2 protein-coding genes are annotated in these 572 nt (G+C 48.3%); both read right to left on the reverse strand.

Features of this window, described 5'->3' with window-relative positions; all coding sequences use genetic code 11:
* Nucleotides 1-31: 31 nt before the first annotated feature.
* Nucleotides 32-355 (reverse strand): phosphoribosyl-ATP diphosphatase, encoded by a 324-nt coding sequence (locus ACTHUR_RS16520; protein WP_440399762.1) that lies wholly within the window; start codon nt 353-355, stop codon nt 32-34.
* Nucleotides 356-386: 31 nt separating this feature from the next.
* The coding region (locus ACTHUR_RS16525) for a phosphoribosyl-AMP cyclohydrolase (RefSeq protein WP_440399764.1) at nt 387-572 on the reverse strand (186 nt) is incomplete at its 5' end.

Below are 572 nucleotides of genomic sequence, written 5' to 3' on the forward strand. Positions count from 1 at the left end.
AACAGGTCAAATACGGGATTGTAATATAAATTCAAGCTTCTTTGCGAGAAGCTTTTTCCACCAATCCCGACAAACCTTGACGGCGCGCAAGCTCGTTGACCACATTTTCGGCGCGCAATCCGTGATGCGCCAATAAAACCATGGTGTGAAACCACAAATCCGCCACTTCGTAAACCAAATGTTCGCCGCCGCCATCTTTAGAAGCCATCAAGGTTTCGCCCGCTTCCTCGATGACTTTTTTCAGAATCTTGTCTTCGCCTTTGTGCAACAGTTGGGCAACGTAAGAAGCATCGGGATCGCCGCCTTTGCGCGAATCGATGACGTTTTGGATTTGGGTAAGGATGGTATCGGTCATGGTCGGTTTCTCTTATTTCTTTCAGACGGCCTTAAGGATGTTTATATCCGTAAATTGCTTCTTCGTCTTTCAACACGGCATCCACTGTCTGCCATGCACCCTCTTGCCAAACTTTGTAAAAGCAGCTTTCACGCCCGGTATGACAGGCAATGCCGCCGTTTTGTTCAATCAACATAACCACAGCGTCGCCATCGCAATCCAGGCGCAATTCGTGTAC

Source organism: Neisseria sp. P0021.S007, assembly GCF_051956855.1.